The organism is Actinomadura gamaensis (assembly GCF_042652125.1).
Classification (GTDB): domain Bacteria; phylum Actinomycetota; class Actinomycetes; order Streptosporangiales; family Streptosporangiaceae; genus Spirillospora; species Spirillospora gamaensis.
The window spans coordinates 147111-167321 of record NZ_JBHSIT010000009.1 but is presented as its reverse complement, the minus strand read 5'-3'; the positions used below and the strand labels follow the sequence as shown (position 1 = coordinate 167321).

The following is a 20211-nucleotide window of genomic DNA, read 5'->3' as shown; positions in this document are numbered from 1 at the left end:
GTCCCGTGCCGGGTCGCGTCCGCACGTATCCTGGTCGCGTGCCACGGTATGACTATCGCTGCCGCGCGTGCGGATCGACCTTCGAGGTCTCGCGCCCGATGATCCAGGCGTCCGACCCGGCCCCCTGCCCGGCGGGCCACGACGACACCGTCAAGCTGCTGTCCACCGTCGCCGTGACGGGGCAGGCGTCCGCGCCCGCCCCGCGCGCGAGCGGTGGCGGGGGCTGCTGCGGCGGGGGCTGCTGCTCCTGACCCGGACGGAACGGACCGGGCCCCGGACGAGTGTCCGGGGCCCTTCAGCCGTGCCGTCCCACCGGCATCGCTCCGGCGCCACTCGGTAGTGGCGCTCGGCGCCGTCACCCTGCGCCGTCACTCGGCGCCGTCACTCGGCGCCGTCACCCTGCGCCGTCACCCTGCGCCGTCACCCTGCGCCGTCACCCTGCGCCGTCACCCTGCGCCGTCACTCGGCGCTGTCGCGCTGCCTGCGCAGTTCGGCCGCGGTCTTGCTGATGTCGTAGTCCGCGTCCACGCCCTCGACGATGAACAGGTCGCTCGGGATGTGGTCGGCGCGCTTGGCGAGGATCTCCGCGTAGGCGTCCGACTCGTACCACCCGTAGGCGGCGGCCGCGTCCGGGAAGCCGACGATCACCAGGACGCCGGGGAACTCGCCCTCCTTGACGTCCGGGACGCCCCCGTGCACGAGGAACCGGCCGCCGAACGGGTCGAGGGTCTCCTGGATGCGCTCCAGGTACTCCAGGACGTCGTCGTGGAGGCGCGCCGGGGGGAACATGCGGGCGATGGCGTAGGCGGCGGGCATCTCGTGCTCCTCAGGATCCTCCGGACGCCCGTTGCGTCCGGTTGACGATCTTCAGTCTGGCCCGTGCCGGCCGGGGTGGGCGATGACCTCGGACGTAATGCCATCGCCTACCCCGGAGGGAAGCGGTTCAGCGCAGCCGGTAGGCCGAGGCGATCTCCTGCCGGACGGAGCCGCCGCCCGAGTCGCGGGCGGTCACGCGGAGCGAGAGCGATCCGCCCGCGCCCGGCTTCGGAAGCGGGGCGGAGAACCGTCCGCCGCCGAGCGCGCGCACGGCCGACGCGTGCCACGTCCTGCCGCCGTCCACGGACGTCTCGACCGTCATGCCCGTCACCGTGCCGCGCGCGGAGCCCGCGAGCCGCGCGACGGTGAACGTCGCGGGCGCGCCGGTCGGCTGGTTGCGCAGGTCGAGGCCCAGGTCGTAGTCGACCAGCAGCAGCGGCAGCCGTTCGGACGACGACCCCGACGGGACGCCCGACCGGAACGTCCAGGTCGTGGACGTCCGGGGTGAGATCGGCAGGACGGACGACGAGTCGGTGTCGTAGCGCAGCGTGAACGTCGCGGGCCGAGCCGGGACGGAGAAGTCGGCCGTCGCCGCCGAGGCCTGGCCGACGCGGCGCGTGCCCTCGCTGAGCGTCATGGTGTGCTTCAGCGCCGGGATCAGGTCGCAGTCGAAGCCGTCCGGCCGCACCTGGAGGTCCACCATCTGGACGTGCACGTTCCCGCTCGTCCGGACGGACGGCGTCGGCGTGCAGCCGCTCTCGGAGTGGCGCGTCGCCGAGTACGGGCCGGGACGGAACGGCTGGCGGCCCCACGACTCGGCGGTGCGGGCTCCGGGCTTCGGCTCGGAGAAGTCGCCCAGATCGCCCCACTGGCCGTCCGCGACGGCCTTCGGGAACGCCTCGTGCATCCAGAGGACGCCGGGGCCGGCGCTGACGTAGTCGGTGCGCGTCGTGCCGGACGGGACGTCCGATCCGGCCTGGAATCCGGCGAACAGCGGCGCGCCCGGAGCCAGGCCGTACCGGACGTCCGAAACCGGCTTCGAGGTGTCACCGTCCACGGCCGCGAAGCGCTGGTCGATGCGGGCCATCCTCGCGACCTCGGCGGGCGTGACGACGTGCGACGCGTCGGCGGGCACGCCGCCGGGACGGGGGTAGAACAGGTCGTACACCGTGCCCGGAGCGGTCAGCCGGAACCCGGTGGTCGTGGCGATGGACCCGGTCGTGACGCGGCCCGGCATCGGCTGGGCGAGCGCCTGCCCGGGCAGGGCGTCCGCGGTGTAGACGCCGTCCGCGATGATCCCCTGCCGGAACGACCGGACCACCGACAGCGACGACATCGCGGTCTTCGTCGCGGTGCCCTGGACGCTCGCGCCGAACGGCCGCGCCGCCGCGCCGTCCAGCGTGACGGTGAGGTCCCGGTCCACGGTGATCTCGGGCGTTCCGGTGAGGGCCATCCGCGTGGTGCGGTCCGACCGGAAGTCGTACAGGACGCCGACGACGCTGTACCGGCCGTCCGGCACGCGGACCTTGCCGCCACCGCCACCGCCACCGCCACCGCCACCGCCACCGCCACCGCCACCGCCGCCGCCGTCACCGCCGCCGTCGGCCGGGGCGTCCACGGCCTGCGCGAACAGCGCGACGTCGTCGAGGTTCACCACCGACGCCGACCCGCTGTACCCGTTCTCGGACGTACCGGGGATCGGCTTCCCGACCACGGTCACGGTATGGCTGGGCGGCTCGACGACGAACGTGACGGGCGTCCGCGCGGTGCGTCCGCCGGCCGAGGCGATCACCTCGGCCGTGTAGAGGCCCGGACGGGTCACGCGGACGGTCAGCTGCGCCGTCGCCGTCCCACCGGCCGGGACCGCGAGCCGCGTCGCCGACAGCTTCGCGGCCCCGGCGACCGGGTGGCCCGTCCGGTCGGTGACCTCGACGGACAGGTTCGCCGTCACCGCCGTGGACGGCGCGCTCCACGCCAGCTTCGTCCCCAATGCCGGATGCGCCGGGAACGACGACGTGCCCAGATGCGGGACGCCCTGGAGCGACAGCAGCGGCGCCGTCACGGCCGCGCCCGCGTCGAGGCGTCCGGCCCCGGCCTCGTAGGCGTCGCGGTCCTTCGCCGGAGCGGCCGACCCGACGAGAGCGGCCTTGAGCCGGTCCGGACCCCAGTCCGGGTGCCGCTGCGCGACCAGCGCCGCCGCGCCCGCGACGTGCGGGGTGGCCATGGACGTGCCGCTCGCGGCGGTGTACCGGGCCGAGATGATCCGGCCCATGGACGTCCCGGCGGCGCGGTCGGCGACGATGTCCACGCCCGGCGCGACGATCTCGGGCTTGGCGGCGGTCCGGCCGGGGCGCGGGCCCCGGCTGGAGAAGTCCGCGAGCCGGTCGGAGCCGTCCACCGCGCCCACGGTGAGCGCGGTGTCGGCCGATCCGGGCGTGTTGATCGCGCCGATCGCGCCGTCGTTGCCCGCCGCGACGACGAACAGCGTGCCGTGCCGCCGGGAGAGCCCGTCGAGGGCCTGCGACAGCGGGTCGGTCCCGTCGCTCGTGTCGCCGCCGAGGCTCATGTTCACGATCTTCGCGCGGGCGGCGGCCCACTCCATGCCCGCGATGATCTGCGACTCCGGCGCCCGCCCGTCGTCGTTCAGCACCTTGCCGACCAGCAGCCTCGCGTCCGGCGCGACGCCCTTGCGGGACCCGCCGGACGCGTTCCCGCCGCCCGCCACGATCGACGCGACGTGCGTGCCGTGCCCGAACCGGTCGACGGTGTCGGGCGATGTGGAGAAGTTCGCGCTTTCGGCGATCCGTCCCTTGAGGTCGGGATGCGTGGCGTCCACGCCGGTGTCCAGCACGGCGACCTTGACGCCGCGCCCCGTGGCACCCGCCTTCCACGCGGCGGGCGCCCCGACCTGCACCAGGTTCCGGTCCAGGCCCGGCGCCTTCGCCACCGGAACCGACGCCTTCGCCACCGGAACCGACGCCTTCGCCACCGGAACCGGCGCCGTCCGGGTCGTGGCCGTCGTTCGGATCGTTCGGTCGAGCCAGATGTGGGACGCGTCGCCGGGCGCGGCGGCGAGCGCGCTCCCGAGCCTCGCCGAACCTGACTTCGGCTGCCGGACGGCCACCGCGTCCAGGCTGGCGAGCCGCCGCCCTTGCGGCAGCGCCGCCGCCACCGCCCGGCCGGAACGCTGCACGATCAGCGGCAGGTCGCGGCTGCGCGCGTCGTCCAGGCCGTTCTGGATCAGCGTCGTGACGTCGAAGAGCGCCGGATCGACGACGCGTCCGCGCAGCCGCGCCACGTCGCCGGGCACCACGACCACGTGGCCGTCCGGGCGGACGGACGTGCTGAAGATCGCGTGGCGCCGGTCCGGACCCGGCCGCACGCCCACGCTCGGGACCGCGCCCTTCCGCGTCCGGACGGTCACCACGTCCCCCGTGAACAGGGTGACCCGCCATGACTTCCCGCTCGGCAGCGGCTGCCGTCCCGGCGCCGGAGCGGCCTGCGCGTCCGCGCCGCCGAGCGGCGCCAGCGCGGCGGCGAGGACGGCCGCGCCCGCGAGCGCCGCCACGCCTGATCTGATTCGTCGCAAGGAGAGTCCTTTCGTTCGGTCTCTCCTGTATTGACCCTTGGCCCCCGCGCCTTTCACGCCCCCCGTCCGCCCCCACGAGCGCACCGACGCGAGCGCATCCCAAAACGCGCAACGCCCGCCCGGCAAAAACCGGACGGGCATCGAACGCACACAGGTCGGCCCCCGCAGGAGCGCGCTTGGGCCAAGCGCCCCGCGAGGGCCGTCGCCTGCGAGGCCAAGCGGCCAGATCCGTGCCTGCACGCAGATCAGCGGCCCGGAAGGGCCGTGCCCGCGCGAAGGTCAGCGGCCTGGGAGGCCGTGCCTGCACGAAGGTCAGCGGCCCGGGAGGGCCGTGCCCGCGCGAAGGTCAGCGGCCCGGGAGGGCCGTGCCCGCGCGAAGGTCAGCGGGCGAGGAGGCTCACGTCGCGGGCGGCGCCGGTGGACGCGGACGTCGCCATCGCCGCGTACGCCTGGAGGGCGGCGCTGACCTTGCGGTCGCGGTCGCGCGGGCGGTAGCCGCCCAGCTCGGCCAGCAGCTCCTCGCGGCGCGCGGCCAGCTCCTCGTCGGGGACGTCGAGCCGGAGCACGCGGTTCGGGATGTCGATGACGATCCGGTCGCCGTCCCGGACGAGCGCGATCACGCCGCCGGCCGCCGCCTCCGGCGAGGCGTGCCCGATCGAGAGCCCGGACGTGCCGCCGGAGAACCGGCCGTCGGTGACCAGCGCGCACGCCTTGCCGAGGCCGCGGCCCTTGAGGAAGGACGTCGGGTAGAGCATCTCCTGCATGCCCGGCCCGCCGCGCGGCCCCTCGTAGCGGATGACGACCACGTCACCCTCCTTGACCCTGCCGCCGAGGATGCCCTCGACGGCCGCGTCCTGCGACTCGAAGACGACGGCGGGGCCGGTGAAGGTCCAGAGCTCCTCCTCCACGCCGGCGGTCTTGACGATCGCGCCGTCCTCGGCGATGTTGCCGCGCAGCACGGCGAGGCCGCCGTCGGTGGTGTAGGCGTGCTCGACGTCGCGGATGCAGCCGTTCACGCGGTCGAGGTCGAGCTCGTCCCACCGCGCGGACTGGCTGAACGCCGAGGTCGTGCGGACGCCGCCGGGCGCGGCGTGGAACATCTCGACCGCCTCGGGCAGCACGTCGGGGGAGCGGACGTCCCACTTGGCGAGGTGCTCGGTCAGCGAGGCGGAGTGGACGGAGGAGACCGTCCGGTGCAGCAGCCCGGCCCGGTCGAGCTCGCCGAGCAGCGCCGGGATGCCGCCCGCGCGGTGGCAGTCCTCGACGTGGTACTTGCCGGTCGCGGGCGCGAGCTTGCAGATGCACGGCACCCGGCGGGACAGCTCGTCGATCTCCTTGAGCCCGAAGTCCACGTGGCCCTCGACCGCGGCGGCGAGCAGGTGCAGGATCGTGTTCGTCGAGCCGCCCATGGCGATGTCGAGCACCATGGCGTTCTCGAACGCGTCCTTGGTGGCGATGTTCAGCGGCAGGACGGACGCGTCGTCCCCGTCGTAGTACCGCTTGGCGATCTCCACGACCGTGCGGCCCGCGTCCTCGTAGAGGCGGCGGCGCGCGGTGTGGGTGGCGAGGACGGTTCCGTTGCCGGGCAGCGCCAGCCCGATCGCCTCGGTGAGGCAGTTCATCGAGTTGGCGGTGAACATGCCCGAGCAGGACCCGCAGGTCGGGCAGGCGCTCTCCTCCATCTCGGCGAGGGTGGCGTCGCTGACCGACTCGTTCGCGGCGGCGATCATCGGGTCGATCAGGTCGAGCTTGTTGCCGCCGTGCACGCCTTGGACGGGCTTGCCCGCCTCCATCGGCCCGCCGGACACGAACACGGTCGGGATGTTCAGCCGCAGCGCGGCCAGCAGCATGCCCGGCGTGATCTTGTCGCAGTTGGAGACGCAGACCAGCGCGTCCGCGCGGTGCGCCTCGACCATGTACTCGACCGCGTCGGCGATCAGCTCGCGGGACGGCAGCGAGTACAGCATGCCGTCGTGGCCCATCGCGATGCCGTCGTCGACCGCGATCGTGTTGAACTCGCGCGGCACGCCGCCCGCCTCGCGGACCGCGCCCGCGACGACGTCGCCGACCTCGCGCAGGTGGACGTGGCCGGGGACGAACTGGGTGAAGCTGTTGGCCACCGCGACGATCGGCTTGCCGAAGTCCTCGCGCTGTACGCCGCTGGCCCGCATGAGGGCGCGCGCGCCCGCCATGTTCCTGCCGTGGGTGACCGTACGTGACCTGAGCGGTGGCATCGAGACCTCTTCCAACCGTGGACGAGCGTGGACGGCGAGCGGGGACCTCGTCCGCGGCGGGTGGGCGGGCGCGGGCCGGGCTCGGGCCGCAGCGGGGCGGGTCGCGCGGCGCTGCCGCCGGTCGGCGCGGGCCGTGTGCCCGATCCGTTCCGCTCCGCCGTGGCGGACGTCCCGGACGCCCAGCGCGCCGTCGGATGCCCGCCGCGAGGACGCCGGGCCGGGGAACGGGTCGGCCGGCCGGTGTCGTCCGATCGTACCAACGGCACGCCCATGCCCTGGAGCGCGCGTGTCCCGGTGCTCGCGCGGGCACTGGGAGCGCGCGTGTCCCGGCGCTCGCGCGGGCACCGGGAGCGGGCGTGCCGGCGGTCGGCGTGTGACGTGGAGCACGCGCGGGACCTGGCGCGTGCGGGCCCTGGGGAAGGGTGTGTCCCGAGCCCGGGGAGGGGGCTTCGAGGGACTTGCCGGTGGTAGGAGCTCTCGGGGCTGGTGGTAGAAGACTTCGGGGGACTCGTCGTCGAGCCTGGTGGGCGGCCCGGTCCGGCTGGACCGCCCGGGCGGTGCGTCGATCAGTCGGGGTACTTCGGCGGCAGCGACTCCTGCGCCGCCTGGAAGATGCGCTCCACGTCGGTGACGGTGAGCACGCGCGGCCTGCGGCGAAGGTAGCCCCGCGCCCGGTTCCCCGCGTACACGTCCACGTCGCGGACCCGCATGACCTTCCACGGGATGGACGGCCCGTAGATCGCCACCGAGCCCTGGACCGGCACCTCGAAGCCGACCTGCTCGCTGATGATCTTCCCGGCCAGGTCGGCCTCCCAGCGCGTCTCGTCCAGGCGGTCCTTCTTGTTGAAGGGGCCGTGGAAGAGCTTGCGGTGGGAGAGCGTGCGGACCGGGAGCCGCTTGTCCCACGCCTCGGAGTCGATCGCGTACACCCCGCTCGGGCCGATGACCAGGTGGTCGATCCGCCCGTCACTGACGCCTTCGTCGTCGCGGGGCACGGCCCGGGCGTGCAGCACCCGGTACCCGTTCTTCTCCAGGGACTTCAGTTGGCGCTCGGTCTTACGCTCGACCGCCGACGCCTTCTGCCACGCCTCCACGCTGGAGGCGGTGCGGGACCGGCGGACGAGGTCGCCCACCACGACGAGGACCGCCGCGGCCAGACCGAGCTTGACGTTGAGGACGACCGAGACCGCCACCAGCACCACCAGCGCGACCGCGCCGCGCTGGATCCACTGCCGGACGGCCGGGTCGCCGAGCCTGTCGCCCAGTCCTCGCGGACCGGGCGGCCGTTCGGCCGGGCCGTGACCGGCGGGCCTGTCGGCGACCGGTTCGCCCTCGGGCGGGCGCTGCTCCGCGGCCTGGTCGGGCTGGCCGCGGGCCTGCTGCGCGTTGCTCCGTTCCGTGATCGCCATAGATGACGCTCCGTGTTCCTTTCGCGCCGGAAGCATGATCCTCCGAGCGCAGAGTAATCAGTTCGCGGGGCCCGGACCAGTCATGCCGGGTTAATAGTTTTGTCGCTGTTTCCGGGGGGTTCGCCGAGTCGGCGAGCGGGTAGGGTCATTGTCCTCCCGGGCCTGCGGCTAGCGTTCGACTCTGTGACTCATACCCACGACCTCACGGCCGAACAGACCGCCGCCGCCGTCCGTTCGCGCGACCTCTCGCCCGTCGAGCTGACCCGCCACTACCTCGACCGCGCGGAGCGGTTGAACGACCGCGTCGGCGCCTACGTCACGCTCACCCCCGAACTGGCGCTGGAGCAGGCCCGCGCCGCGGAGAAGCTGGTGGCGGGCGCCGACGACCCCGCCGAACTGCCGCCGCTGCTCGGCGTCCCGATCCCGGTGAAGGACCTGAACATGGTGTCCGGGGTGCGGATGACGCTCGGCTCGGCCGCGCACGCCGACCTCACCGGGTTCGCCGACGACACGGTCGTGGTACGGCTGAGGGAAGCGGGGTCTGTCCATCTCGGCAAGACCAACACCCCGGAATTCGGCCTGCCCTGTTATACGGAAAACGACGTCGCGCCCCCGGCCCGGACGCCCTGGGACCTGAGCCGCTCGGCGGGCGGGTCGTCCGGCGGCGCGGCGGCGGCGGTCGCCTCCGGCCTCGCCCCGGCCGCGCAGGGCAGCGACGGCGGCGGCTCGATCCGCATCCCGGCCTCGGCGTGCGGGCTGTTCGGCATCAAGCCGACCCGCGGCCGGATCTCGCACGGGCCGGTCGTCCCCGACCTGTTCGGCCTGTCCACGAACGGGCCGATCACCCGGACCGTCCGGGACGCCGCGCTCCTGCTGGACGTCATGGCCGGCCCGCGTCCCGGCGACATGTTCCGCGCCCCCGGCGTCGAGGGCTCCTTCCTGTCGTACACCGAGCGTCCGCCGGGCCGTCTCCGCATCGCGCGCAGCATCGAGGCGGGCGTCCCGGGAGTGGAGATCCACCCGGACGTCCGGGCCGCCTACGACGCGGCGTCCGAGCTGCTGGAGGAGCTGGGCCACGAGGTCGTGGACGTCCCGCTGCTCTGGTCGGCCGATCTCGTCCCGCACTTCGAGACGCTCTGGGCCGCGATGGCCACCCTCACCCCCGTCGCGCCGGACCGCGAGGAGCTTCTCCAGCCCCTCACGCGCTGGCTCCGCGCCCGTGGCGAGGCCACGACCGCGCCGCAGCTGATGATGGCCCACGCGGCGCTCCAGGCCGCCATGCGGACCGTCCTGCCCGTCCTGGACGAGTACGACGCGATCCTCCACCCCACGCTCGCCCAGCCCCCGGCCCTCATCGGCCACTTCCACGGCCGGTCGCCCGAGGAGAACTTCGAGCGGCAGAAGCTCTTCACCCCCTTCACCTCCGTCTACAACGTCTCCGGCCAGCCCGCCGTCAACGTCCCCCTGCACTGGACGGACGAGGGCCTGCCCATCGGCGTCATGCTCGCCGGGCGCCCCGGCGGCGAGGGAACGCTGATCTCGCTCTCCGCCCAGCTCGAAGAGGCCCGCCCCTGGGCCGACCGCAAGCCCGGCATCTGGCACGCCTGACCGGTCCCGTCCGTCACCCCCGGCTTGGGTTCCGTTTGCGCGGGCATGGGGTGGGGGTGAAGGACCGGGATCTGGATCTGAGGGCTCTGGCCCGCGCGCACGGTGTCTCCACCGACTACATCGACTGGCGAGGACGTCCGGCGGTGGTGTCGCCGGAGACGCTGCGGGCCGTCCTCACCTCGCTGGGCGCGGACGTGTCCACGGCCGCGGCCGTCCGGGACGAGCTGGCCCGGAAGGCCGCGCCGCGGCGGGTCCCGCCGGTCGTGGTCACGCGGCCCGGGCAGCCCCTCGGCAAGGACGGGACGGTCGTGCTCGCGGACGGCCGCGTCCTCGACCTCCCGACCGGCGAGGAACTGCCGCTCGGCTGGCACGAGCTCTCCGTGGACGGCGCGGAGGCGGCCCTGCTCGTCGCGCCCGAGCGGCTCGGCACCGGGCCGCGCGCGTGGGGGCTGACGGCGCAGCTGTACTCCGTCCGGTCGCGGGCGTCCTGGGGGATGGGCGACCTGCGGGACCTCGCGGACCTCGCCGTGTGGGGCGCGGCGCGGGGAGCCGGGTTCGTCCTGGTCAACCCGATGCACGCGTCCGAGCCCGTCCCGCCGGTGGGGCCGTCGCCGTACTCGCCGATGAGCCGCCGCTTCGCGAGCCCCCTGTACCTGCGCGTCGAGGACGTCCCCGAGTACGCGATCCTCCCGCCGGACGACCGCGACCGTGTGGACCGCCTCAGCGCGCCCCTGCGCGCGCGCAACGAGACCCTCGACGTCATCGACCGCGACGCCGTCCACATCGCCAAGATCCAGGCCCTGGAGATCCTTCACCGCGCCTTTCGGGAGAACGCGGACAGCGCGCCGTACGAGGAGTTCCGGCGGCGGGAAGGCGCGCCCCTGACCGCGTTCGCCACGTGGTGCGCGCTCTGCGAGGAACAGGGCGCGGACTGGCGCGAATGGCCCGCTGACCTGCGCGACGCCGAAGGCACGGCCGTCGGGCGGGCCGCGCGACGCCTCGCCGGCCGGGTCGACTTCCACGCCTGGCTGCAATGGCAGCTCGACCGGCAGCTCGGCGCGGCGCAGACGGCCGCGCGCGGCGCCGGGATGCCGATCGGGATCGTCCACGACCTCGCGGTCGGCGTGCATCGGGCCAGCGCCGACGCGTGGATGTACCGGACGCTGTTCGCGCCCGGCATGAGCGTCGGCGCGCCCCCGGACGAGTTCAACCAGCTCGGCCAGGACTGGGGACAGCCGCCCTGGCATCCCGGACGCCTCGCCGAAGCCGCCTACCTGCCGTTCCGCGGCATGGTCTCGGCGGCGCTGCGGCACGGCGGCGGGCTGCGGCTCGACCACGCGATGCAGGTCTCGCGCCTCTGGTGGGTGCCGGACGGCGCGTCCCCGGCGGAGGGCGCGTACGTGTCGTCCGACCGGGACGCGATGCTGTCCGCGCTGACCTGGGAGGCGGCCCGCACCGGCGGCGTGATCGTCGGCGAGGACCTCGGCACGGTCGAACCCGGCCTCCGCGAGGACCTGGCCGCGCGCGGCGTCTACGGCACGTCCCTGCTCTGGTTCGAGCGCGACGGCGAGGGCCGTCCGAAACGTCCGGGGGAGTGGCGGGAGCTGTCCCTCGCCACGGTCGGGACGCACGACATGCCGCCGATCACGGGGATGCTGCACGGCGACCACCTCGCCCTGCGCGACCGCCTCGGCCTGCTCACCCGGCCGCTGGCGCAGGAGGCCGCCGAACACCGCCGCGACCTCGCCGAATGGCTCGGCCTGCTCGCCGCCGAAGGCCTGCTGGACACGCCCCCGGAGACCGTCCTCGCCGCGCTCGACGACGGCTCGACCGCGCACGACGCCGAGGTCGTCCACGCCCTGCACGCGTTCCTGCGCCGCACCCCGGCCCGCCTCGTCGGCATCGCGCTCACCGACGTCGTGGGGGAGCGCCGCACCCAGAACCAGCCCGGCACCACCGACGAGTACCCGAACTGGCGGGTCCCGCTGGCGGACGCGTCGGGCCGCCCCGTCCTCCTGGACGACCTCGGCCCGGCAAGCCCCTGACGGCCTGGTCGAGCGGACTCATCCAGCGCGGCTCAGTCGATCGCGGCTCAGTCCAGCGCGGCCCTGAGCCGCCGCGAGACCTCTTCGAGCAGGTCGTCCTTGACCAGCTCGGTCGAGGCGATCGCCGAGAAGAGCCCGGGCAGGCCCGGCAGCGGGTAGCCGTCACTGTCCTCGTCCTTCAGGGCCTTCTCACCGAGCGGCTGGTGCCGCAGCGACGCCCGCGCCCGAGCCCACGCCGTCTGGACCTCCTCCGGCGACGGCACCCCGAACCCGTGCCCGACCGGAGCCGCGTGCCGCAGCCGCACCAGGGCGCTGTCGGCGAAGTCGGCCGCGAGCCGGCAGCGCTCGGTCAGCGCCGCGCGGACGCCGTCGTCCAGCCGGGACATCACGCTGCACTGCGTCCGGCACCGCGCCGCGCAGTCGCCGAGCGCCCGCGCGACCTGGCTGTGCTGCCGGTCCAGGTAGGCGCGCCAGCCCGGCCCCGGCTCGTGCGCGACCCGCAGCGTCCGCTCGCACGCGGAACGTTCCGGCCGGGTGTGGTCGCAGGCCCGCGCCGCGCCCGGCTCCACCGGCACCCCGAACCGGCTGCCCGGCCCGGTCACCGACCGTCCGATCAGCGCCGGGTCGCCCGCGTGCCCGAGCACCGGCTCCCACGCCAGCATCGGCGCGTACTCGCTCGCGATGTGCACGGCCGCGACCAGCGGCGCCATCTCCCGCCGCCGCCACCGGATCTCGATGACCTCCAGCAGCAGCCGGTACGCCGGCCGCAGGCTCGCCAGGGCCCCGCGCGGACGCTCCTTCGCGGTCTGCGGCATCCGGCTCGCCCGCGCCCGGTCGAGCAGGTCCTTCGGGACCTCCCCCGCCTCCTCCGGCATCCCGAAGTCCTCGGCGTCCAGATCGAGCACCCGCTGCCCGAACGCGCACAGCGCCGCTACCGGTCCCCTCGGCGCCGTCGTCAGGGCCTCCAGGTCCCCGAACGCATACCGCTCCGCCAACACCCTGAGCACGTCCCGCGCGGTCTCCACCCCGTCACTCTGCCACGCCCCCGCCCCCACCACCGCGCCCCCCAAGGGGAAACCCCCGTGCCCCACACCCTGCGCTCCCTGCGGAGCGAGCCGGACCAGCGCGGCTTCGAGCCCGCCCCGCGGTGGACGGCGCCCGCACGACCTTGAACGGTCCCCTTCAAGTGGTGTGGCGTCGATGGAGCCTGACCACGTGCGGCATGTCGTCGGTGGCAAGGAGATCCGTGGCAATGAGAAAGGCCGCCCGGGGATGCCGGGCGGCCTTTCGGGTGGGTGGGTCAGGAGGCGGTGGCGTCCTTCGCTCGGGCCTTGAGAGCGCGGGTGATGCCGTCGCGGCCTTCGGAGAGGAGGCGGACGAGGGCGGACGGGGGGCGCTCCTCGGCGATGTACGCCTCGGTGCGGTCGACCGTGGACTGGTCGATCACGAGGAAGGGGTAGCCGACCTCGGCGAACGTCTGGGACGTGTCGCTCGACCACTCCTTCCAGACGCGGCCGACCTCGGCGAAGTACCTGTCCACGTACGGGACGAGCAGTTCGGTCTGGTCGGGGTCGACGAAGCCGCCGATGGTGGCGCGGAAGACGGCGTTCGGCAGGGTGCCGGAGACGATCTTCTCCCAGGCGGCGGCCTTGGCCTCGGCGGTCGGGATCGCGGCGGCGCCGGCGGCGGCGTGCCGCTCGCCCGCGGCGGTCGGGTCGCGCTTCAGCTCGGCGTCGAGCTCGGCCTGGCCGGCCTCGCCCTTGACGACCAGGCGGCGCAGCAGGGTCCAGCGCAGCTCGGTGTCGACGGTCAGGCCGTCCAGGGTCTCGGTGCCGTCCAGGAGGCCGCGCACGTAGGCGAGGTGCTCGGGCGAGGACGCGACCGCGGTGAACGCCTGGACGTAGGCGAGCTGGAAGTCCGAGCCGGGCGCGGCCTCGCGGGCGAGGTCGTACAGGGCGTCCGCCATCAGGCGCAGGCCCTCGGCGCGCCAGGCCGGGTCCGCGTACTGCTGGACGGCCGTCCGCGCCTGCCGCAGCAGGGTCTGGGTGACCATGATGTCGGTGACGCCGCGGATGCCGGACAGGACGAGCCGGACGTAGTCGCGGGTCGCCATCTCGGCGTCGCGGGTCATGTCCCACGCGGCCGACCAGCAGAGGGCGCGGGGCAGGCTGTCCCGGACGTCGCCGATGCCCTCGACGAGGGTCTTCAGCGAGTGGTCGTCGAGCCGGACCTTGGTGTAGGTCAGGTCGTCGTCGTTCACCAGGACCAGGTCGGGACGCTTGTCGCCGACGAGCTCGGGGACCTCGGTGCGCGCGCCGACGACGTCCAGCTCGACGCGGCGGCGGCGGACGATGCCGTCCGGCGTCCGGTCGTACAGGCCGATCGCGAGGCGGTGCGAGCGCAGCGTCGGGTACTCGGGCTTGGCCTCCTGCAGGACGGCGAAGGACGTGAAGTTACCGTCCTCGTCCACCTCGTAGGACGGGCGCATCGTGTTGACGCCCGCGGTCTCCAGCCACTCCTTCGACCAGGACGTCAGCTCGCGCCCGGACGTCTGCTCCAGCGCGCCGAGCAGGTCGGTCAGGACGGTGTTGCCCCACGCGTGCCGGTCGAAGTAGTGCCGGACGCCCTCCAGGAAGTTGTCCCGTCCGACGTAGGCGACGAGCTGCTTCAGGACGCTCGCGCCCTTCGCGTAGGTGATGCCGTCGAAGTTGACCTCCACGGCCCGGATGTCCGGGATGTCGGCCGAGATCGGGTGCGTGGACGGCAGCTGGTCCTGCCGGTACGCCCACGCCTTCTCCAGGTTCGCGAACGTCGTCCAGGCGCCCTTCCACTTGGTGGCCTCGGCCTGGCACAGCACGCTCATGAACGTCGCGAACGACTCGTTCAGCCACAGGTCGTCCCACCAGCGCATGGTGACCAGGTCGCCGAACCACATGTGCGCCATCTCGTGCAGGATCGTCTCGGCACGGCGCTCGTAGGCGGCGTCGGTGACCCGCGACCGGAAGACGTAGTCCTCCAGGAAGGTGACGCAGCCCGCGTTCTCCATCGCGCCCGCGTTGAACTCCGGCACGAACAGCTGGTCGTACTTGCCGAACGGGTACGGCCGGCCGAACACCTCCTCGAAGAAGGCGAAGCCCTGGCGCGTCACGTCCACGATCGCCTCGGCGTCGAGGTGCTCGCCGAGCGACGCGCGGCAGAACACGCCGAGCGGGATGACCGTGCCGTCCTTGCGCCGGTACTCGTCCCGGACGACGTGGTACGGCCCGGCGACGAGCGCGGTGATGTAGGTGGAGATCCGCGGCGTCTTCGGGAAGTGCCGCACCCGGCCCTCGACCCGGTCCGGGGCCTCGTTCGACACGACCTCCCAGTCCTCCGGGGCGATGATCGTGAACTCGTGCGCGGCCTTCAGGTCCGGCTGGTCGAAGCAGGTGAACATCCGGTGCGCGTCGGCCGTCTCGAACTGCGTGTACAGGTAGACGGACTGGTCGACCGGGTCGACGAAGCGGTGCAGGCCCTCGCCGGAACGGGAGTACGTCGCCTCCGCCACGACCTTCAGCTCGTTCTCGGCGGCGAGGTCCGGCAGCGGGATGCGGCCCTTCTCCGCGTCGTAGGACGCCGGGTCGAGCGCCCGGCCGTTCAGCGTCACCTCGTGCACGACCCCGCCGTGCAGGTCGACGAAGGTCGAGGCGCCGGGCTCGGCGCAGCCGAACCGGATCGCGGTGGTGGAGCCGAAGCGCTCGGCGCCGGTCGTCAGGTCGAGTTCCACCTCGTACGACTCGACGGTGAGCAGCCGCGCCCGTTCCCGCGCCTCGTCGCGCGTGAGGTTGCCTGCCACGTGTACTCCTTGGTCGTGAAAGAACCCTGTCGCTCCATGTCTACCAATGCCGGGGCCCTCGCGGCGTCGGCGGACCCGCCGCGCGGCGGACTGGTTCCGGACGCCCACGCGCCGCACCCCGTTCCCGCGGGCCGGCGGGAACGGTCCGAACGCGGTCGCCGCGCCGGGGAATGGGCGCGGACGGGGCGGGGTTGCCCGTTACGAATCACGACCTGGCCTGAGGAGGCTGACGATGTCCCAGCGCGTCGACTTCTGGTTCGACCCGCTCTGCCCGTGGGCGTGGATCACGTCCCGGTGGATCCACGAGGTGGCCGAGCACCGCGACCTCGACGTGCACTGGCATGTCATGAGCCTGTCGGTGCTGAACGAGGACAAGGACGTCCCGCAGAAGTACCGGGACATGATCGAGCGCGGCTGGGGCCCGGTGCGGATCGCCATCGCGGCCGAGCAGAAGTACGGCGCCGAGGCGCTCGGACGGCTCTACACCGAGCTCGGCACGCGGCGCCACAACGAGGGCCGCGAGTGGAGTCCGGAGCTGTTCCGCGAGGCGCTGACCGCCGCCGGACTCGACCCCGAGCTGGCGAAGGCCGCCGACGACGCCTCGCTCGACCCGGCCGTCCGCGCGTCCCACAAGGACGGCATCGACCGCGTCGGCCAGGAGGTCGGCACCCCGGTGATCGAGATCGAGGGGCACGCCTTCTTCGGCCCGGTCGTGACGCCGATCCCGCGCGGCGAGGAGGCCCTGAAGCTGTTCGACGGCGTCGTCGCGGTCGCGTCCGTGGACGGCTTCTACGAGCTCAAGCGCACCCGCACCCGCGACCCGATCTTCGACTGACGCGCGCCGTCCTCGACCGACGCGCCGTCTTCGAGCGACGGGCACCGTCTTCGAGCGGGGGCGCGCCGTCCTCGAGCGACGGGCACCGTCTTCAGCGGGGCGTGCCGTCCTCGACCGACGCGCTGCCTTGGGCCGACGCGCGCCATTCGCGCGTCGGCCCCGGGGCGTGGGGCCTGGTCAGGCGCTGGTTCGTGCGGGCTCTTCGGTTCCCTCGGCGAGCCCCGCGGACCAGCGCTCCTCCACCCGGCCGAGCTTCCAGTAGAGCAGCGCGCCCGCCCACAGGACGAGCAGCAGCCCGGTCACGACGAACCCGGCGACGTTGAGGTCCAGCTCGGCGATCCAGTCCCAGAAGCCGCCGGTCAGCCCGGCCCGGTCCTGGACGACCTGGAGCAGCTCGGTGCCGCCGATGACGAACGCGAACACGACCGACACGCCGGTCAGGGTGATGTTGTAGAAGACCTTGCGGACGGGGTTGGAGAACGCCCAACCGTAGGCGAAGTTCATGAACGTGCCGTCGATGGTGTCCCAGAGGGACATGCCCGCGGCGAAGATGATCGGCAGGCACATCGCCGCGTACCAGGGCAGGCCGGCGCCCGCCGCCGCGCTCCCGGCCAGGGCGAGCAGCGCGATCTCCGACGCGGTGTCGAAGCCGAGCCCGAACAGGAAGCCGAGCGGGTACATCTGCCACGGCTTGGTGATCAGCCTGGTGAACCGGCCGAGGACGCGGTTCATGAAGCCGCGGTTGTTGAGCTGCTCCTCCAGCGCGGCCTCGTCGTACTCTCCGGCCTTCATGCGCCGGAAGACCTTCACGATGCCGACGAGGATGACCAGGTTGATCGTCGCGATCGCGGCCAGGAAGGTGCCGGACACGGTCGGGCCGATCGTCCCGGTGATCTTGTGCAGGCCGGACTCGTCGTCGGAGATGCCGTTCGCGAGCGCCTTGACGCCGAAGGTCAGCAGCATGGAGGCCACGAAGACCACCGAGGAGTGCCCGAGCGAGAACCAGAAGCCGATCGACACCGGCCGCCTGCCCTCGTTCATCATCTTCCGGGTGGTGTTGTCGATGGCGGCGAGGTGGTCGGCGTCGAACGCGTGCCGCATGCCGAGCGTGTAGGCGGTCAGCCCGACGCCGATGCCGAACAGCTTGCCGTCTCCGAGCCGGTAGTGGCCCGGCAGGACGAGCAGGAGGAGGATTCCCCAGCCCACCACGTGCAGGGCGAGGATGAAGGCGGCCATTCCGCCGAGCCGTCCCCACTCGCCCGCGGCAAGTGAGCGCCGCACGCCGCCGCTCTCGCTCATCCGGCTCATCCGCTCAACCCTTTCTCGCGTCCACACCGCTACCACCAGACTCACGCACCTGCAAAGCATTTGCAAATACTGGAACGGCGTGACGTCCCTCCCTCTTCCGGCGCCGATTCCGGTCGTTCCGGACGGACGGGAACCGACCCGCGGGCCGCTCGGGGATTCTGCTTGCCTCCCGGTCGCCGCTCGGGAAGACTCGGCACTCCTGGAAGTGGCAACGGTTTTCATATCCGTTTCGGGGGCATACGTGAAGGTAGCGTTCGTCGGCAAGGGCGGCAGCGGCAAGACGACCCTGTCCTCCCTGTTCATCCGGCACCTCACCGCCAAGGGCCTGCCCGTGGTCGCGGTGGACGCCGACATCAACCAGCATCTCGGGGTGGCGCTCGGCCTGGACGAGGGCCGGGCCGCCAAGATCACGGCGATGGGCGACCGGCTCCCCGAGATCAAGACCTATCTGCGCGGCCGGAACTGGCGGATCTCCTCGCCGTCCGCCATGGTCAAGACCACGCCGCCGGGCTCCGGCTCGCGGCTGCTGCGGCTGCGCGGCGACGACCCGATCCACGCGCTCGGGCAGGACGTGGACGGCGCGACCCTGCTGGTCACCGGCCCGTTCAACGACGAGGACCTCGGCGTCGCCTGCTACCACTCCAAGACCGGCGCGGTCGAGCTCTACCTCAACCACCTGGTGGACGGGCCGGGCGAGTACGTCGTGGTGGACATGACCGCCGGGGCCGACACCTTCGCGTCCGGGCTGTTCACCCGCTTCGACCTGATGTTCCTGGTGGCCGAGCCGACCCGGAAGGGCGTCGGCGTCTACCGCCAGTACAAGGAGTACGCCGCCGACTACGACGTGGCCATCACCGTCATCGGCAACAAGATCCAGGGCGACGAGGACATCGCCTACCTGCGCGAGCACGTCGGGGACGACCTGCTCACCTGGGTCGGCCAGTCCGCCGCCGTCCGCGCCGTCGAGCAGGGCCGCCAGGGCGTCGCCCTGGAATCCGCCAACGAGGCCGCCCTCGACTGGATGCTCGCCGCCGTGGACGCCCGCCGCAAGGACTGGGCGAAGTACCAGCGCCAGGCCATCGACTTCCACCTCAAGAACGCCCGGAGCTGGGCGAACGCCGCGACCGGCGAGAACCTGGAGAAGCAGGTCGACGCGGACTTCCGCTTCCCCGCCTGAACGGGCCGCCGCGCGGGCCCGGAAACCGGTCCGAAAAGGCCTGCCGGGCCGGTGTGATCGCCGCTACAGTGCCGCGCATGACCGTCCGGCGGATGCTCGTCGTGGCGGTCGGCGCGCTGGTGCCGACCGTCCTTTATGTCCTGGTCGTGGCCAACCAGTGGGTCTATGACGGGATGGTGAAGGTCGACGTCGACCTCAGCCGCGGCCTCGGCCCGCTGCTGCGGATCTCCCAGGCCCCCGGCTGGCGCGTCACCGGCGCGGACGGCCGGATGAGCGGCCCCGCGGGCGACCTGATCTTCGCTCAGGACATCTCGACCTTCTTCTTCCTGCTGATCCTGACGGGCCTGGTCTTCGGCGGCGCCCGCGCCCTCTCCGCCGAGCGCGGCCTGTTCTCCGCGGTCGTCCTCGGCTGGTGGGCCACCTTCGTGGCCGCGGGCGTCACCGGCTTCCTGCGCGGCTTCCTCTACGCGGACGCGCTGCACTTCCCGAGCGGCGAATACAGCCTCAGCGTCTGGCAGACCGCGAGCACCGCCGCCCAGTTCGGCTTCTGGTTCGGCTGGCTGGGCGGCCTCGGCGCCATGGTCTCCCTCCTCATCCTCCGCGCCACCGGCAGCCGCCCCCCGCGGACCCAGCCGCCCGCCTCCCCCTACACCCACCCCGCTCCCGGCTACCCCGCCCCGGCCCTGCCCCCCACCGCGGCCCCGGCCCCAACCGCGGCCCCGCCCTCCACCGCGGCCCTGACCCCAGCCGCGGCCCCGGCCGCCACTCCCACCCCTCCGCCCGCCCAGTACGCCCAGCCCGGCTACCCGCAATGGGCCCCGAACGTCCCCCCGGCCACCCCGCCCCCGAACGCCGAAGCCTCGGCGCCGGATGCCGCCGCCCCAGCGTCGGACGAGGACGCATCGGCGACCGACGGCAGCGCGTCCGCGTCGGACGAGGACGCAGCCACCTCCGATCCGGACCAGGACGCCGCGTCACACACCGCCCAGGCTCCGGCGACCGTGATCGAGCAGACCCCGGCAACCGTGATCGAGCAGGCTTCGCCGACGCTGATAGAGGAGCGGCCGACAGCCTCCGAGGACGCCCCCGACAAGAACACCCAGGCCACGACCACCACGACCAGCACGACCACCACGACCACCAAGGCCGCCGAGGACGCGTCCGATGGGGGTGCCGCGCGGGCTTCCGGTGCGGGCGGCGGGGCCGTGCCTCCGCAGGTGGGGGCGGCGGAGCGGTCGGCTGACGAGCCGCTGCCTCCTCCGCTTTGAGCTGCCGCCGGCCGTGCCGCTTCATGCGCGAGGACGGCCCCGGCGGCGCCTCGTGGGGCCGCCCGTGCCCTGGTCATCGGAGACCTG

General features: G+C 73.4%; 13 protein-coding genes. 6 read left to right on the top strand and 7 right to left on the bottom strand.

From position 1 onward, the window contains the following. The first annotated feature begins 38 nt into the window (after nt 1-38). Complete coding sequence (locus tag ACFPCY_RS28875; RefSeq protein ID WP_378260170.1) at nt 39-251, top strand: FmdB family zinc ribbon protein; 213 nt, start codon at nt 39-41, stop codon at nt 249-251. Nucleotides 252-459: 208 nt separating this feature from the next. Here the strand turns inward: ACFPCY_RS28875 and ACFPCY_RS28870 are convergent, their stop codons facing one another. From ACFPCY_RS28870 to ACFPCY_RS28855, 4 genes are all read right to left on the bottom strand, one after another. After that, nucleotides 460-816, bottom strand: a complete 357-nt coding sequence (locus ACFPCY_RS28870; RefSeq protein ID WP_378260168.1) for a DUF1330 domain-containing protein — start codon at nt 814-816, stop codon at nt 460-462. 127 nt (nt 817-943) lie between these two features. Continuing rightward, nucleotides 944-4405 (bottom strand): S8 family serine peptidase, encoded by a 3462-nt coding sequence (locus ACFPCY_RS28865; RefSeq protein ID WP_378260166.1) that lies wholly within the window; start codon nt 4403-4405, stop codon nt 944-946. A gap of 380 nt (nt 4406-4785) precedes the next feature. Then, nucleotides 4786-6639, bottom strand: a complete 1854-nt coding sequence (ilvD, locus tag ACFPCY_RS28860) for a dihydroxy-acid dehydratase (protein WP_378260164.1) — start codon at nt 6637-6639, stop codon at nt 4786-4788. Between the two features lie 566 nt (nt 6640-7205). Further along, nucleotides 7206-8048 carry a nuclease-related domain-containing protein gene (locus ACFPCY_RS28855; protein ID WP_378260162.1) on the bottom strand — a complete coding sequence of 281 codons (843 nt, stop codon included), beginning with the start codon at nt 8046-8048 and terminating at the stop codon, nt 7206-7208. Nucleotides 8049-8231: 183 nt separating this feature from the next. Here ACFPCY_RS28855 and ACFPCY_RS28850 point away from each other — a divergent pair, with 183 nt between their 5' ends. Next, on the top strand, nt 8232-9656 hold the full coding sequence (locus ACFPCY_RS28850) for an amidase (RefSeq protein ID WP_378260160.1): 1425 nt from the start codon (nt 8232-8234) through the stop codon (nt 9654-9656). A 56-nt stretch (nt 9657-9712) separates the two neighbouring features. Next, a complete protein-coding gene (gene malQ / locus ACFPCY_RS28845) occupies nt 9713-11701 on the top strand; it encodes a 4-alpha-glucanotransferase (RefSeq protein ID WP_378260158.1) in 1989 nt (662 codons plus the stop codon). Nucleotides 11702-11748: 47 nt separating this feature from the next. On the opposite strand, the gene ACFPCY_RS28840 is transcribed toward malQ, so the two are convergent. Continuing rightward, nucleotides 11749-12726 (bottom strand): hypothetical protein, encoded by a 978-nt coding sequence (locus ACFPCY_RS28840; RefSeq protein WP_378260156.1) that lies wholly within the window; start codon nt 12724-12726, stop codon nt 11749-11751. Between the two features lie 275 nt (nt 12727-13001). Further along, nucleotides 13002-15536: an aminopeptidase N gene (gene pepN / locus ACFPCY_RS28835; RefSeq protein WP_378260154.1), complete on the bottom strand. Its 2535-nt coding sequence runs from the start codon at nt 15534-15536 to the stop codon at nt 13002-13004. Between the two features lie 232 nt (nt 15537-15768). Here pepN and ACFPCY_RS28830 point away from each other — a divergent pair, with 232 nt between their 5' ends. Beyond that, nucleotides 15769-16371 (top strand): mycothiol-dependent nitroreductase Rv2466c family protein, encoded by a 603-nt coding sequence (locus tag ACFPCY_RS28830; protein WP_378260152.1) that lies wholly within the window; start codon nt 15769-15771, stop codon nt 16369-16371. A 177-nt stretch (nt 16372-16548) separates the two neighbouring features. Here ACFPCY_RS28830 and nicT read toward each other — a convergent pair whose 3' ends face one another. Then, nucleotides 16549-17679, bottom strand: a complete 1131-nt coding sequence (gene nicT / locus ACFPCY_RS28825) for a Nickel transporter NicT (RefSeq protein WP_378260150.1) — start codon at nt 17677-17679, stop codon at nt 16549-16551. Between the two features lie 241 nt (nt 17680-17920). Here nicT and ACFPCY_RS28820 point away from each other — a divergent pair, with 241 nt between their 5' ends. Together ACFPCY_RS28820 and ACFPCY_RS28815 are read left to right on the top strand one after the other, a co-directional pair. Then, entirely contained in the window at nt 17921-18856 is a 936-nt protein-coding gene (locus ACFPCY_RS28820; RefSeq protein ID WP_378260148.1) for an ATP-binding protein, read from the top strand. Nucleotides 18857-18933: 77 nt separating this feature from the next. Further along, nucleotides 18934-20124, top strand: a complete 1191-nt coding sequence (locus ACFPCY_RS28815) for a hypothetical protein (protein ID WP_378260146.1) — start codon at nt 18934-18936, stop codon at nt 20122-20124. The last annotated feature ends 87 nt before the right edge of the window (nt 20125-20211 follow it).

Excerpts from the sequence above, each read along its gene's own strand:
- ACFPCY_RS28830 (WP_378260152.1), top strand. The coding sequence starts at position 15,769 with ATGTCCCAGCGCGTCGACTTCTGGTTCGACCCGCTCTGCCCGTGGGCG.
- ACFPCY_RS28855 (WP_378260162.1), bottom strand. The coding sequence starts at position 8,048 with ATGGCGATCACGGAACGGAGCAACGCGCAGCAGGCCCGCGGCCAGCCC.
- ilvD (WP_378260164.1), bottom strand. The coding sequence starts at position 6,639 with ATGCCACCGCTCAGGTCACGTACGGTCACCCACGGCAGGAACATGGCG.
- nicT (WP_378260150.1), bottom strand. The coding sequence starts at position 17,679 with ATGAGCCGGATGAGCGAGAGCGGCGGCGTGCGGCGCTCACTTGCCGCG.
- ACFPCY_RS28870 (WP_378260168.1), bottom strand. The coding sequence starts at position 816 with ATGCCCGCCGCCTACGCCATCGCCCGCATGTTCCCCCCGGCGCGCCTC.
- ACFPCY_RS28815 (WP_378260146.1), top strand. The coding sequence starts at position 18,934 with ATGACCGTCCGGCGGATGCTCGTCGTGGCGGTCGGCGCGCTGGTGCCG.